Origin of the sequence: Nocardioides mangrovicus (assembly GCF_003674065.1) — a bacterium.
Taxonomy (GTDB): domain Bacteria; phylum Actinomycetota; class Actinomycetes; order Propionibacteriales; family Nocardioidaceae; genus Marmoricola; species Marmoricola mangrovicus.
Genome location: NZ_RDBE01000006.1, coordinates 646,288 through 660,112 on the forward strand (window position 1 = coordinate 646,288; position 13,825 = coordinate 660,112).

The 13,825-nt window shown below is 69.6% G+C and carries 12 protein-coding genes; 11 read left to right on the top strand and 1 reads right to left on the bottom strand.

Annotated features, from left to right (window positions below):
- Positions 1-17: 17 nt before the first annotated feature.
- Positions 18-809: a hypothetical protein gene (locus D9V37_RS09075; protein WP_121805774.1), complete on the bottom strand. Its 792-nt coding sequence runs from the start codon at positions 807-809 to the stop codon at positions 18-20.
- An 89-nt stretch (positions 810-898) separates the two neighbouring features.
- Between D9V37_RS09075 and D9V37_RS09080 the strand changes: the two genes are divergently transcribed.
- From D9V37_RS09080 to D9V37_RS09130, 11 genes are all read left to right on the top strand, one after another.
- The gene (locus D9V37_RS09080; protein WP_232524827.1) at positions 899-1,615 is read left to right on the top strand and encodes a succinate dehydrogenase cytochrome b subunit; all 717 of its coding nucleotides are present in this window, start codon (positions 899-901) and stop codon (positions 1,613-1,615) included.
- A gap of 21 nt (positions 1,616-1,636) precedes the next feature.
- Positions 1,637-3,646: a fumarate reductase/succinate dehydrogenase flavoprotein subunit gene (locus D9V37_RS09085; RefSeq protein ID WP_121805775.1), complete on the top strand. Its 2,010-nt coding sequence runs from the start codon at positions 1,637-1,639 to the stop codon at positions 3,644-3,646.
- Positions 3,643-4,386, top strand: a complete 744-nt coding sequence (locus D9V37_RS09090) for a succinate dehydrogenase/fumarate reductase iron-sulfur subunit (RefSeq protein ID WP_121805776.1) — start codon at positions 3,643-3,645, stop codon at positions 4,384-4,386. Before D9V37_RS09085 ends, D9V37_RS09090 begins: the two co-directional genes overlap by 4 nt.
- Positions 4,387-4,390: 4 nt before the next feature.
- Positions 4,391-5,077, top strand: coding sequence for a hypothetical protein (locus D9V37_RS09095; protein WP_121805777.1), 687 nt, complete (start codon positions 4,391-4,393; stop codon positions 5,075-5,077).
- Between the two features lie 253 nt (positions 5,078-5,330).
- The gene (locus D9V37_RS09100) at positions 5,331-5,948 is read left to right on the top strand and encodes a dihydrofolate reductase family protein (protein ID WP_121805778.1); all 618 of its coding nucleotides are present in this window, start codon (positions 5,331-5,333) and stop codon (positions 5,946-5,948) included.
- Between the two features lie 9 nt (positions 5,949-5,957).
- Positions 5,958-6,773, top strand: a complete 816-nt coding sequence (locus D9V37_RS09105; RefSeq protein ID WP_121805779.1) for a GntR family transcriptional regulator — start codon at positions 5,958-5,960, stop codon at positions 6,771-6,773.
- A gap of 9 nt (positions 6,774-6,782) precedes the next feature.
- Positions 6,783-7,703 (top strand): choline kinase family protein, encoded by a 921-nt coding sequence (locus D9V37_RS09110; RefSeq protein WP_121805780.1) that lies wholly within the window; start codon positions 6,783-6,785, stop codon positions 7,701-7,703.
- Entirely contained in the window at positions 7,703-10,132 is a 2,430-nt protein-coding gene (locus D9V37_RS09115; protein WP_121805781.1) for a GcvT family protein, read from the top strand. Before D9V37_RS09110 ends, D9V37_RS09115 begins: the two co-directional genes overlap by 1 nt.
- 29 nt (positions 10,133-10,161) lie before the next feature.
- Positions 10,162-10,455, top strand: coding sequence for a putative quinol monooxygenase (locus D9V37_RS09120; RefSeq protein WP_121805782.1), 294 nt, complete (start codon positions 10,162-10,164; stop codon positions 10,453-10,455).
- A 104-nt stretch (positions 10,456-10,559) separates the two neighbouring features.
- Positions 10,560-11,879: an HNH endonuclease signature motif containing protein gene (locus D9V37_RS09125; RefSeq protein ID WP_121805783.1), complete on the top strand. Its 1,320-nt coding sequence runs from the start codon at positions 10,560-10,562 to the stop codon at positions 11,877-11,879.
- Between the two features lie 349 nt (positions 11,880-12,228).
- Positions 12,229-13,734 carry a DUF6119 family protein gene (locus tag D9V37_RS09130; protein ID WP_121805784.1) on the top strand — a complete coding sequence of 502 codons (1,506 nt, stop codon included), beginning with the start codon at positions 12,229-12,231 and terminating at the stop codon, positions 13,732-13,734.
- Positions 13,735-13,825: the final 91 nt, after the last annotated feature.

Here is a 13,825-nt window from a genome sequence, read left to right on the forward strand (position 1 = left end):
CGGGTGCCGCTCGGACGTCACAGGAACCTCGTCTCGGTGATCGCGCCGGAGGCGAGCAGGAACACGTAGAGGTCGGCGATGGCCACCGAGAACAGCGAGAGCCAGGCGTACCGCGCGTGGTGGTGGTTGAGCTTCGAGACGAACGTCCACGCCCGGTAGCGGGCGGGGTGCTTGCTGAAGTGCCGCAGCCGGCCGCCCACGACGTGACGGCAGGAGTGGCACGAAAGCGTGTAGAGCCAGATCAGCACGATGTTGGCCACGAAGATCAGCGAGCCCAGTCCGACGTGCCCGCCGCCGGCCTCGCGGAAGCTGATGACGGTGTCGTAGGTGAGGATCAGCGCCACCACGACCGCGGCGTACCAGAACCAGCGGTGCACGTTGTTGAGGATCAGCGGCAGCCGGGTCTCACCGGAGTAGGACCGGTGCGGCTCGGCGACGGCGCACGCGGGCGGGCTGAGCCAGAACGAGCGGTAGTAGGCCTTGCGGTAGTAGTAGCAGGTCATCCGGAAGCCCAGCGGGAAGACCAAGACGATCAGCGCCGCCGAGAGCGGCCAGCCACCGAAGGGCTGCCCGAAGTCCGAGCTGCCCTTCACACAGTCGCCCAGGCAGGGTGAGTAGAACGGGGAGAGGTAGGGCGCGGCGTAGTAGTCGGCGCCGGCGAAGGCGCGCCAGGTCGCGTAGACGACGAAGCTGGCGAAGACGACGAACGTGGTGAGCGGGTAGAGCCACCAGGTGTCGGTGCGCAGCGTCCGCGCGTCGAGCCGTGCCCGCGTCGGCCCGCCCACCCCCGGCGCCGTGCCACTCGCCATACCGGGTCCTCTCGTCAAGAACGTGGCCCGCGTCACACCGTACTCGTCCGGGTGCATCGAGGGTGCGACACGCGGGTACGTTGACCTTCGTGGCATCCCAGACCGAGCTCGCCAAGCCGCTGGTCGAGCAGGTGCGCTCCACCAGGTCGACCATCGCGCTGAAGATCGGCATGGCCGCCAGCGGCCTGATCTTCGTCCTCTTCGTGCTGCTGCACATGTACGGCAACCTCAAGGCCTTCGGCGGCGAGCACGCGTTCAACACCTACGCCCACCACCTGCGCACCTTCGGGGAGCCGATGCTCCCCTACGGCGGTCTGCTGTGGATCGTCCGCGCGGTGCTGATCGTCTCGCTGGTCGTGCACGTCGCGACGGCGGCGACGCTGTGGAAGCGGGCCCGCCGCGCCCGCCGGGTGCGCTACGCGGTCAAGAAGAACACCGGCGCCACCTGGGCCAGCCTGCTGATGCGCTGGGGCGGCGTCACGCTGCTGCTCTTCATCATCTGGCACCTGCTGAACTTCACGATCGGCAAGATCAACGTCACCGGCGGCCCCACGGACAACCCCTACCGGCTGCTCGTCGACACCTTCGACACCTGGTGGCTCACGCTCATCTACCTGGTCGCGATGGCGATGCTCGGCGCCCACCTGCACCACGGCGTGTGGAGCGCCTGCCAGACCCTCGGCCTGACCAGCAACGCCCGGGCGCGACGACGCGCCAAGGCGTTCGGCCTCGTCCTGGCGCTGGTGATCACCATCGGCTTCTCGCTGGTGCCGATCTTCACCGTCTTCGGCGTCATCTCCTACTGAACCTCGTAAGGCAGCCGTCCTATGACCAAGCCCAAGATCCTCGACTCCGACTTCTGGGGTCGCAACGACGCCGCCGAGTACTTCGACCTCGGTGACGGCATCGCCGACGAGAAGGCCCCGCCCGGCCCGCTGGACAAGAAGTGGGAGACCCGCGAGTTCGAGGCCCGCATCGCCAACCCGGCCAACCGGCGCCGGCTCTCCATCATCGTGGTCGGCACGGGCCTGGCCGGCGCCTCAGCCGCGGCCACGCTGGGCGAGGCCGGCTACGTCGTGAAGTCCTTCTGCTACCAGGACTCCCCGCGCCGCGCCCACTCCATCGCCGCCCAGGGCGGCATCAACGCGGCGAAGAACTACAAGGGCGACGGCGACTCGGTCTTCCGGCTCTTCTACGACACGATCAAGGGCGGCGACTACCGCAGCCGTGAGTCGAACGTCTACCGGCTGGCCGAGGTGAGCCGCAACATCATCGACCAGTGCGTCGCGCAGGGCGTGCCGTTCGCCCGCGAGTACGGCGGCCTGCTCGACAACCGCTCCTTCGGCGGCGTGCAGGTCTCCCGCACGTTCTACGCGCGCGGCCAGACCGGCCAGCAGCTGCTCCTCGGCGCCTACCAGGCGCTGGAGCGGCAGGTGGCCGCCGGCACGGTGAAGACCTACAGCCGCCACGAGATGCTCGAGCTGATCGTCGTCGACGGACGGGCCCGCGGCATCATCGTGCGCGACCTGGTGAGCGGCGAGATCGAGACCTACTTCGCCGACGTCGTCGTCCTGGCCTCCGGCGGCTACGGCAACGTCTTCTTCCTCTCCACCAACGCGATGGGCAGCAACGTCACCGCCAGCTGGCGCGCGCACCGCAAGGGCGCCTACATGGCCAACCCCTGCTTCACGCAGATCCACCCCACCTGCATCCCGGTCACCGGCACCCACCAGTCGAAGCTGACCCTGATGAGCGAGTCGCTGCGCAACGACGGCCGCATCTGGGTGCCGAAGGACGCTGCGGACGCCGACAAGGACCCCCGCGAGATCCCCGAGGAGGACCGCGACTACTACCTGGAGCGGATCTACCCCGCGTTCGGCAACCTGGTCCCCCGCGACATCGCCTCCCGGCAGGCCAAGAACGTCTGCGACGAGGGCCGCGGCGTCGGCCCGGAGGTCGACGGCGTACGCCGCGGGGTGTACCTGGACTTCGCCGACGCGATGGAACGGCTGGGCCGCAAGGCCATCGAGGAGAAGTACGGCAACCTCTTCGACATGTACGCCCAGATCACGGGCGAGGACCCCTACCAGGTGCCGATGCGGATCTACCCCGCCGTGCACTACGTGATGGGTGGGCTGTGGGTCGACTACGACCTGCAGTCCACGATCCCGGGTCTGTTCGTGACGGGCGAGGCCAACTTCTCCGACCACGGCGCGAACCGGCTCGGCGCGTCGGCGCTGATGCAGGGGCTGGCCGACGGCTACTTCGTGCTCTCCAACACGATCCGCGACTACCTGGCCGACGGACCGTTCGAGAAGATCGACGAGGACCACCCCGCGGTCGTCGAGGCGCAGCAGTCGGTGCAGAGCCGGGTGGACCGGTTCCTCTCGGTCAACGGCACGCGGTCGGTCGACTCCTACCACCGCGAGCTGGGCAACATCATGTGGGAGTACTGCGGGATGGAGCGCACCGAGGACGGGCTGAAGAAGGCCATCGACCTCATCCGCGGGCTGCGCGACGACTTCTGGCGCAACGTCCGCGTGCTCGGCACCGCCGAGTCGCTCAACCAGTCCCTGGAGCGCGCCGGCCGCGTCGCGGACTTCCTCGAGCTCGGCGAGCTGATGTGCATCGACGCGCTGCACCGCCGTGAGTCGTGCGGCGGTCACTTCCGGGCCGAGTCGCAGACCGAGGACGGCGAGGCGCTGCGCGACGACGACCACTACGCCTACGTCGCGGCCTGGGAGTGGAAGGGCCTGGACGTCGGCGAGAAGCCGGTGCTCCACAAGGAGGACCTGGTCTACGAGAACATCGAGCTGAAGCAGCGGAGCTACAAGTGAACCTGACCCTGAAGATCTGGCGCCAGCCCGATCCGGTCTCCGAGGGCGCCCTGGCGACCTACCAGGTCGAGGACATCTCCGAGGACATGTCGTTCCTGGAGATGCTCGACGTCCTCAACGAGCGCCTCAACAGCGAGGGCGAGGAGCCGATCGCCTTCGACTCCGACTGTCGCGAGGGCATCTGCGGCATGTGCGGGCTGATGATCAACGGCGACGCCCACGGCCCGCTGCGCACCACGACCTGCCAGCTGCACATGCGCACCTTCAAGGACGGCGAGACCATCACCATCGAGCCGTGGCGCTCGACGGCGTTCCCCGTGCTCAAGGACCTGTGCGTCGACCGTCGTGCGTTCGACCGGATCATCCAGCAGGGCGGGTACGTCTCGGTGAACACCGGCGCGGCGCCCGACGCCCACGCGATGCCGGTGCCGAAGGCCCAGGCTGACCGCGCCTTCGACACCGCCACCTGCATCGGCTGCGGTGCCTGTGTGGCCTCGTGCCCGAACGGGTCGGCCTCGCTGTTCCTCGGCGCGAAGATCACCCATCTCGGTGAGCTGCCGCAGGGTCAGGCCGAGCGCGACACCCGTGTGGTCAAGATGGTCGCCCAGCACGACCACGAGGGCTTCGGCGGCTGCACCAACATCGGCGAGTGCGCAGCTGCGTGCCCCAAGGAGATCCCGCTCGACGTCATCTCCCAGCTCAATAAGGACCTGCGCACCGCGGTTCGCCACGGTTACTGAGTCGATGCTCTCTCGGGTCGGCCTCGCCGCGATGGCGGTGAGCCTGCTGTGGGCTGCGCCGGCGGCCGCGGACTCCTCGCGGCAGCCGCGTCCGGCGGTCTCCTCGACCGCCGTGGCGCCCGGTGCGCCGGTGCGCCTCTCGGGTCGTCTCGCCGCCGCTGCGCACCGTCTGGTCCGGCTGCAGCGGCACGAGACCGGCACCGCGTGGCACACCGTCGCCCATCGGCGCACCACGGCCGGCGGGCGCTACCGCTTCACCACGCCGGCACCCACGTCGTCGGGCCTGGCGTCCTACCGCGTCGTGGCCCCGCGCCACGGCAGGCACGGACGGCTGGTCAGCCGCGTCCGAGAGGTGTCGGTGAGCATCACCGCGGTCTCCGCGCCGAGCGACCTCGCGCCGCCCGTGCCGACCAACCTGAACGCCGAGTCGGTGTTCCCGAGCGTGTTCTTGGACTGGGTCGACGCCCCCACGCCCGACCTGGCCGGCTACGTCGTGTACCGGTCCGCCTCGGCCTCGGGCCCGTGGCAGCGGCTCAACGCTGTCCCGACCACGGCGGCCTCCTATACAGACACGAGCGTGCAGCTGCTGAGCACCTACTACTACGCGGTCAGCTCGCTCGACACCGCCGGCCACGAGTCCGCGCTCTCGGAACCCTTCCGGGTCCTGGTCGTCCCCATCATCGGCCCCTGATCCGGGCATCTCCCGTCCTTCTGCGCACCGCGCCCGAAAGCGACCTTCCTCGCAAGCGGCGAGCCTCCGGGCATCTTGCCTCATCCGTTCGGTCGGACCCGCTCGATCGGGCGCCGCACCGCCGCTCGGACGCCCTAGCGTCGCGCCTGCCCGCCGGACGCAGCCAGCCGGCGGGCGCCGCACCACCTGAGCGATGACTTCTCCACCCGGACCCGGTCAGACTCTTCCGGAGACCCCACCCGGACGGAGCCCGATGCCGATCGTCACCTGCCACATGTCCATCTCCCTCGACGGCTTCGTCGCGGGACCCGGCCAGTCGCTCGAGCAGGGGCTCGGCCGGCGCGGCGTCGAGCTGCACCACTGGCACCTGGGCGAGGTCAACGACCCGGTGGACGCCGACTTCGCCGGGCGGATCGTGGCCGACAAGGGCGCCTTCGTGATGGGCCGGAACATGTACGGCCCCGTGCGCGGCGACTGGGGCGAGGACCAGTGGCGGGGCTGGTGGGGCCCGGAGCCGCCGTACCACGCGCCGGTGTTCGTGCTCACCCACCACCCGCACGACCCGATCGAGATGGCGGGCGGCACCACGTTCCACTTCGTCACCGAGGGCTTCGACGCCGCCCTGGCTAGGGCGAAGCAGGCCGCCGGCGACCGTGACGTCGACATCGCCGGCGGCGCGGGCACGGTGCGCCAGGCGCTGCTGGCCGGAGCCGTCGACGAGCTGACGCTGGACGTCGCCCCGGTGCTGCTGGGCGAGGGCGAGCGGCTCTTCGAGGGCGTCGGCGACGTGCGCCTGGAGCAGCTAGAGGTGGCGGGCTCGTCACAGGTCACCCACATCAGGTACGGCGTGCGGGGTCCCGAGCGCGCCTAGAGTGACCCGATGGCCGCTCACGAGGGCAGCGATCCCGTGCTCTCGCGCGCCGTGGACCTCACCGCCGCGAGCGCGCAGCCGGCCCACGTGCGGATCGCGGCCTGGCTGGAGGCGCTGATCGCCGACGGCGTGGTGGTGCCCGGCGACCGCCTGCCGAGCGAGATCGAGATGGCGGCCCGCCTGGGCGTGAGCCGGATGACGCTGCGCCAGGCGCTGGCCGGGGTGGCCACGAAGGGTCTGATCGAGCGCCGCCGGGGCCGGTTCGGCGGCAACTTCGTGAGCCGCCCCCGCTACGACTTCGACCTGACGGGCCTGCCGGGCTTCACCGAGCAGATGCGCCGCGCCCACGTCGAGGCGGGCGCCCGGGTGGTGAGCGCGCGCACCCGGACGCCGAGCGCGGAGGTCCGGCAGGCGCTACGGCTGCGACGGGGCGCGCGCGTGCACGAGGTGGTGCGGGTGCGCTCGGCCAACGGCCAGCCGATCGCCCTGGAGGAGACCTTCCTGCCCGCCGCGCTGTTCTCCGGCATCCTCAACGCCGACCTGACCGGGTCGTTGTACGCGGTGATGGAGAGCCGCTACCGTCGCCCGCCGGTCTCGGCCGACGAGGTCGTCGAGCCCGTCAACGCCGGGGAGACCCGGGCCGAGCTGCTCGGCGTCGAGCCCACGACGGCGCTGCTGCTGCTCACCCGCACCGCCTACGACGTCGCCGGCACGCCGGTGGAGTACTCCCACGACGTCTTCCGCCCCGACCGCACCCGGATCACCCTGCACGCCCGCGTCGACGCGGCACCGGTGGCCCTCGTCCAGCCCACCCGATCCGTCTAGACTTTTGCCATGGCGCCGGCAGCCGAGGAGTCCGCCACCGCGGCCCTGGACCGCATCGCGCTGCTGGCCGACCCGGCCCGGACCGTCGAGCCGCTCCCCGGCGGGCTGACCAACCTCAACCTGAAGGTGACCACCCAGGCCGGCGTGTACGTCGCGCGGTTCAGCGACGAGAGCTCAGCGGCCCTGGGCATCGACCGCGACGCCGAGCACGTCAACTCCCTCGCCGCCGAGCGGGCCGGCGTCGGCGCCCCCGTGCTGGACCACCGGGCCGATCTCGGCGTGCTCGTGATCGGCTTCATCGAGGGACGCACGCTCGGCCCGGCCGACGTCCGGGAGCCGGCGATGGCGCCGCGGCTGGCGGCCGCGGTGCGGACGCTGCACGAGGGGCCGGCCTTCCGGGGTCGCTTCGACATGGTCGAGCGGCAGGCGGCCTACCTGCGCACCGTCACCGAGCGCGGCTACCGGCTGCCCGACGGCTACGCCGACCACGCCGCCACCCTCGCCGAGGTGACGGCGGCGCTGGCGGTCCGCGACGAGGGACTGGTGCCCTGCCACAACGACCTGCTCGCCGAGAACTTCATCGACGACGGCGAGCGCGTGTGGATCATCGACTACGAGTACTCCGGCATGAACGACGCCTGCTTCGAGCTGGGCAACATCGGCTACGAGTCCGGGCTCGACCCCGACGGGCTCACCGCGCTGGTCGACGCCTACTACGGCCGGCACCGCCGCAGCCGGGTGGCGCGGGCACGGCTGCTCGGCGCTGTCGGCCAGTACGGCTGGACGCTGTGGGGCGTCATCCAGCACGAGGTGAGCGCGCTGGACTTCGACTTCTGGGCCTGGTCGCTGGAGCACTACGAGCGGGCGGTGGCGCTGCTCACCAGCGAGGAGCTCCCCCGGCTGCTCGCCGACGCGCAGGTGGCGGACTGATGGCCGCGCTCCCCCAGCGGGCCCGCATCGTCGTCGTGGGCGGCGGCGTCATCGGCACCAGCGTCGCCTACCATCTCACGCAGCTGGGCGAGACCGACGTCGTGCTCCTGGAGCAGGGCCGGCTCTCCGGCGGCACCACGTGGCACGCCGCGGGGCTGGTCGGCCAGCTGCGCGCCTCGGAGTCGGGCACACGGCTGGTGCAGTACTCCGTGCAGCTCTACGCCGAGCTCGAGGCGCGGACCGGGCTCTCGGCGGGCTACCGCCAGTGCGGCGGCGTCACGGTCGCGCGCACGCCCGAGCGCATGACCCAGCTGCGGCGCACCGCGGCCAGCGCCGACGCCTACGGCCTGGAGTGCGAGCTGCTCACCCCCGACGAGGCGGCCCAGCGCTACCCGGTGATGCGCACCGACGACCTGGTGGGCGCCATCTGGCTCCCCGGCGACGGGAAGGCCAACCCGACCGACCTGACCACGGCGCTGGCCAAGGGCGCCCGCACCGGCGGGGCCCGCATCCACGAGGGCGTGCGCGTCACCGGCGTCCGCACCGAGCGCGGCCGGGTGACCGGCGTCGTCACCGACCAGGGCGACGTCGAGTGCGAGGTGGTGGTGAACTGCGCCGGTCAGTGGGCGGCCGCCGTCGGGGCGATGGCCAACGTCACCGTGCCGCTGCACTCGGCCGAGCACTTCTACGTCGTCACCGAGGCGATCGAGGGCGTCCACCCCGACCTGCCCGTGCTGCGCGACCCCGACGGCTACACCTACTTCAAGGAGGAGGTCGGCGGCCTGGTCGTGGGCGGCTTCGAGCCGCAGGCCAAGCCCTGGGTCTCGCCGTACGAGATCCCCTACCCCTTCGAGTTCAGCCTCCTCGGCGAGGACTGGGAGCACTTCTCGATCCTGATGAACAACGCGCTGCTGCGGATCCCCGCGCTGGAGACCACCGGCATCCGCAAGTTCTACAACGGCCCCGAGAGCTTCACCCCCGACAACCATTTCCTGCTCGGCCCCGCACCCGGGCTCAACGGCTTCTACGTCGGTGCCGGCTTCAACTCCGTCGGCATCGCCTCGGCCGGCGGCGCCGGCCGCGCGCTGGCCGAGTGGGTGGTCGCCGGCGAGCCGACCAGCGACCTGCTGGCGGTCGACCTGCGCCGCTTCGCCCGCTTCAACGCCGACGTGCCCTGGCTGCGGGCGCGCGTCGGCGAGGTGCTCGGACTGCACTACGAGGTGCCGTGGCCCAACCGCGAGATGACCACCGCGCGGCCGTTCCGCCGCTCCCCCGTGCACCACCTCCACGAGGCCGACCGGGCGGTCTTCGGCAGCCGGATGGGCTGGGAGCGGGTCAACGTGTTCGCCCCCGAGGGCGAGCAGCCGGTCATCGAGTACGCCTGGGGCAAGCAGAACTGGCTGCCCTGGTCGGCCGCGGAGCAGACCGCCACCCGCACCGGCGTCTGCGTCTTCGACCAAACGTCGTTCTCCAAGTACCGCGTCAGCGGCCCCGACGCCGTCGCCGCGCTGCAGTGGCTGTGCACCGCCGACGTCGACGTGCCGGTCGGCCGTGCCGTCTACACCGGCCTGCTCAACGCCCGCGGCACCTACGAGTCCGACCTCACCGTCACCCGCGTCGCCCCCGAGGAGTTCCTCCTGGTCAGCAGCGCGGCCACCACCGTCCGCGACCTCGACCACCTGCGGCGCCACACCCCGGCCGGGCTCGACGTCCGCTACGACGACATCACCACCTCGCTCGCCGTCTTCGGCGTGATGGGTCCGCACGCGCGCGACCTGCTCGCCCGGCTCACCGACGCCGACCTCTCCGACGCGGGCTTCGCCTTCGGCACCAGCCGCGAGCTCGACCTCGGCCACGCCCGCGTGCGCGCCACCCGGATCACCTACGTCGGCGAGCTCGGCTGGGAGCTGTACGTGCCCGTCGAGCTGGCCGTCGGGGTCTACCAGGCGTTCACCGCGCACGACGACGTCGTCCGCGGCGGCTACTACGCCATCGAGTCGCTGCGCCTGGAGAAGGGCTACCGCGCCTTCGGTCGCGAGCTCACCCCGGACTTCTCCCCCGTCGAGGCCGGGCTGCTCTTCGCCTGCAAGCTGCGCACCGACGTCGACTTCCTGGGCCGCGAGGCCCTGGAGCGGCTGCGGGCCGAGGGCCCGGCTCGGCGGCTGGTGTCCTTCGTCGTCGACGACCCCGAGGCGATGCTGTGGGGCGGCGAGCTGGTGCTGCTCGATGGCGAGCCGGTCGGCCAGGTCACCTCCGCGGCCTGGGGCGCGACGCTCGGCGCGTGCGTCGGGCTGGCCTACGTGCGCACCCCGGTGGCCGAGGCCGGCTACACCGTCGACGTGGGCGGCGACGTCCACCCGGTGAGCGTCTCGACCAAGCCGCTCTACGACCCGGCGAGCGAGCGCGTGCGGGGCCCCGCGAACGGCTAGGGTCGCCGTACCCGTCCAGGAGGTCGTCCGTGAGTGATCTGCGTGTCATCGCCACCATCCCGATCAAGCCCGAGTCCGTCGAGGAGCTGCGGCCCGCGCTGATCGCGCTCGCCGAGGGCACCCGCGCGGAGGAGGGGTGCCTCTCCTACGAGCTCTTCGAGTCGGCCGCCGCGCCCGGCGTGTTCGTGACGGTGGAGGAGTGGCGCGGCCAGGACGACCTGGACGCCCACATGCAGACCGAGCACGTCGGGGCCGCCCTGGCCGCGGCGGAGGGACACCTGGCCGGCGACATCGCCATCCACCCGCTGGTGCCGGTCGGCTGAGCATGATTCTTGCCACCGGAAGAGTCTGAGAAAGAATCGGCGAGAACGCTCAGATCCCTTACCTGGTTGGCGAAAGTGTCGGTCGCCGGTGCTGGAATAGAGCCATGTCCAGCCCGCTACTCACCCTGCTCCAGCGGGTCGACGCGGCCCTGGACGCACACGGGTCGACACCGGTGTTCGGGCTCGACGAGGAGGAGCTCGCCGAGGCGATGGTGCTGGCCCACCGCGTCGCGACACGGGTCGCCCACACGGAGCTGCGTCTGGCAGCGCAGGCGGCCACCGGCGACGTCGACGTCAAGACCGCGTGGGTCCGTGGCACCCAGCAGACCCCACGAGCCACGGCCGCCCGCCTCAGCCTGGCCGCGGCGCTCGACGCACGCGAGCCGCTGCGCGTGGCCATGGCGGGTGGTGAGGTGTCCGAGGCGCAGGCCCGAGTGGTCGTGGCGGCGCTCGACCGGCTTCCCACCGACCTCGGCCCCGACGTACTCGCCGCCGCGCAGACGCACCTGATCGGACTCTGCGCCGACCACCACCCCGACGAGCTGCGCCGGCTGGGCCGTCACCTGCTGCGCGTGGTCGCACCGGACGTCGCCGAAGCGCTCGAGGCCAAGGCCGTGGACGCCGAGTACCGACGGGCCCTGGAGCGAACCCGGCTGGAGGTTCGCGATCGCGGCGACGGCTCCGTCGAGGGCCGCTTCCTGCTGCCCGCCGCGCACGGCCACATGCTCACCAAGCTGGTCACCGCCTACGGCTCACCGAAGCATCGCCGCGCCGTCGAAGGAGCCGGCATCAGTCACCGCGAGTCACCTCAGCGCCAGGGCCGAGCGTTCTGCGAGCTCCTCGAGCGCATGTCGGCCGACCACGTCCCCCACAGCGGCGGCGTCACCGCCCGCGTCGTCGTCGACCTCCGCCTCGACGACCTGACCGCGCGGCTCACCGAGCATGGCGTGGCCACCCTCGACGGCATGGTCGAGCTTCCCGCGTGGGAGGCCCGCCGCATGGCGTGCGAGGCCGGCATCATCCCCGCCGTGCTCGGCTCGAAGTCCGAGACCCTCGACCTCGGCCGGAGCGCCCGCTTTCACAGCCCGGCCCTGCGGCTGATCATCATGCGTCGCGACAAGACCTGCCGCGCCCAGGGCTGCGACTGGCCCGCCTGGATGGGGCACATCCACCACCCGATCCCGTGGATCCGTGGCGGCAGGACCGACCTCTCCGGCATGGCCCTCTGCCCCCACCACCACGCCCGCGCCCACGATCCGACCTACGAGATGTCCACCGGCAAGAACGGGAAGGTGATCTTCAGGCGGCGTGAGGAGCGAGGTCGGGTGGACAGGAACCGCGACACTCGCGGCGGTACGCCGCACCCATCGCAACCGATCCAGATCTCTTTCAATGCGGCGAGCAGCAAGGGCGGGCGTTCTTAGCTAGGCGCTCAGCGCGTTGATCCTGTTCCTCAACTTCGCGGACTTTGCGCTCGATGGCCGAGTGCCATCGGCTGTGTCTATCGACGTAGTCGGGATCGACTAGAGCTCCGCAAGATAGGCAGGTTCCGGGATTCATGATGAGCTTTCGGCGAGTGCAGTGGCACCGACGACGGTAGGGATCGGCGCCGGCTACCCCAACTTTCGGCCCAGCTCCAGGTGCGGAACCATCGGTCCCCGGCTCAAGGTTGGACGCAGTTGATGGCTTGGATTTCATGAGCGGGCCTTTTCTCGACCGCCATAGACGCTGGCTCCCGTAGCCTTCCCATGGGTGAACAAGAGGAGATATCGGATGCGCCTCAACGTTTTCAAGATTCCGGACGAACAAACTGCCCTTCTCCGATCTCGACTGGACGAGGTCGGTCTTACAGTGACTACAGAGGTGGACCAAGCTGGATGGTCGGGAAAGTTCCTGTTCTCGGATGATCCGCAACCTGGCGCGATCTCCTGGGTTACGACTTTCGCGGACTACCTGAGTGGAAAGAAGTACTACAACAGGTCCTACTTCGCGGTGTTTCTCCTGAATAATGCCAAGACCTGTTACGCAATTAGCTTTGGCAAAGCGCATTTCTACGTGCGGCCATACTGTGACTACGACTTCGGGATTGAGTTGGCGAAGCGCATCGCCGATGCCGAAGACATTGCCCAGACTGCCGCCAAGCGATTCCAGGGTAAGCAACGCAAGAGCATTCGGAGCTTCAGCGGGCACGCTCGTTTGAACGTGCCCCCAGGAGAGTCCGTTGACTTCCTCCAGGCCTCAATCATCCCGGCCTCAGCAACCACCTACGGCAAGACAGGCAAGTTTGGGACTTCCGCGCTGTTGTCACCGGACATCACCCCGGACGGGATCGGACAGTTCCTGACGACGATCGAGGCAGAGCTAGCCAAGCCGGAACGCTTCAAACTCCCGCGCACTGTCGTCTTGACAGAAAAGGAAGAGGTCGCCAGATTCGATGAGAAGCTCCTCGACGAATTGACAGCGCCGATCGGCACCAGTGAACTCACAGCCAACACCTTCGAGTTGTTCGGCGTGGACTTCGTTTTCGGCAGCCTCGGAACCTTCCGCCTCCGTTGCGGCCACTACAAGGCCGTGGACCTCGAGCAACTCACGATGAAGGACGTCAAGCAGTACATCGCGGATCGCAAGATTCCGCGCGGAAAGCTGCTTCAACTCCGGGTCACCCGCATCAGCGAGGATGGCCCCGATGTAGTGCAACCGATCAAAGAGGCCGTCGACTTCATCTGCGACGATGACCGCGTCGTCCTGACTGGCGGCAAGTGGTTGAAGTTCAATCAGGACTACTTGGACTTCCTCAACGAGTCCATCCGCGACATCGCGATTGAAGAGGTGGAGCCGCAGTTCGCCAGGATCACGGTGCGCGAGGGAGACTTCAATGCCGAGCTCGTCGAGCACGGGTACCAAGTGGCAGACAAAGACTTCGAAATACTTAAGACGAGCGCCGCGACCCCTGTCGAAGCTTGGGACCTGTCGAAGGACACCACCGTGTACGCGGTGAAGTTCGGTACCCCGCAGAAGCTCAACTACGTGGTCGACCAAGCGATGAACGTTCTCGAGCTTCTGCACAACAAAGCAGGCGTGAAGTCCGTACCTGATTTCGAGCGCTACTGCCTTTGGTTGGGATACCGAGCCAAGAATCTGCCGGACCACCTTGCTGACTCCGGGTCGATCATCCTTAAGCAAAAGATCGATGCGTGGGCCAGACGTTGTGACGAACTCGGGATTACCCCGGTTGTGAAGCTCAGCCTTGCGGTGAAACCCGAGGCAGGTGACGCATGACGACTTCGCCGGAGCTGGCGGTGCGAGTTCACCGCCCCGTGGATTGATGCGGCCGACGGGTAACGACTTCGTAGGGGACGGCGCCTCATTG

Excerpts from the sequence above, each read along its gene's own strand:
- D9V37_RS09075 (WP_121805774.1), bottom strand. The coding sequence starts at position 809 with ATGGCGAGTGGCACGGCGCCGGGGGTGGGCGGGCCGACGCGGGCACGG.
- D9V37_RS09085 (WP_121805775.1), top strand. The coding sequence starts at position 1,637 with ATGACCAAGCCCAAGATCCTCGACTCCGACTTCTGGGGTCGCAACGAC.
- D9V37_RS09095 (WP_121805777.1), top strand. The coding sequence starts at position 4,391 with ATGCTCTCTCGGGTCGGCCTCGCCGCGATGGCGGTGAGCCTGCTGTGG.
- D9V37_RS09100 (WP_121805778.1), top strand. The coding sequence starts at position 5,331 with ATGCCGATCGTCACCTGCCACATGTCCATCTCCCTCGACGGCTTCGTC.
- D9V37_RS09105 (WP_121805779.1), top strand. The coding sequence starts at position 5,958 with ATGGCCGCTCACGAGGGCAGCGATCCCGTGCTCTCGCGCGCCGTGGAC.
- D9V37_RS09110 (WP_121805780.1), top strand. The coding sequence starts at position 6,783 with ATGGCGCCGGCAGCCGAGGAGTCCGCCACCGCGGCCCTGGACCGCATC.
- D9V37_RS09115 (WP_121805781.1), top strand. The coding sequence starts at position 7,703 with ATGGCCGCGCTCCCCCAGCGGGCCCGCATCGTCGTCGTGGGCGGCGGC.
- D9V37_RS09125 (WP_121805783.1), top strand. The coding sequence starts at position 10,560 with ATGTCCAGCCCGCTACTCACCCTGCTCCAGCGGGTCGACGCGGCCCTG.
- D9V37_RS09130 (WP_121805784.1), top strand. The coding sequence starts at position 12,229 with ATGCGCCTCAACGTTTTCAAGATTCCGGACGAACAAACTGCCCTTCTC.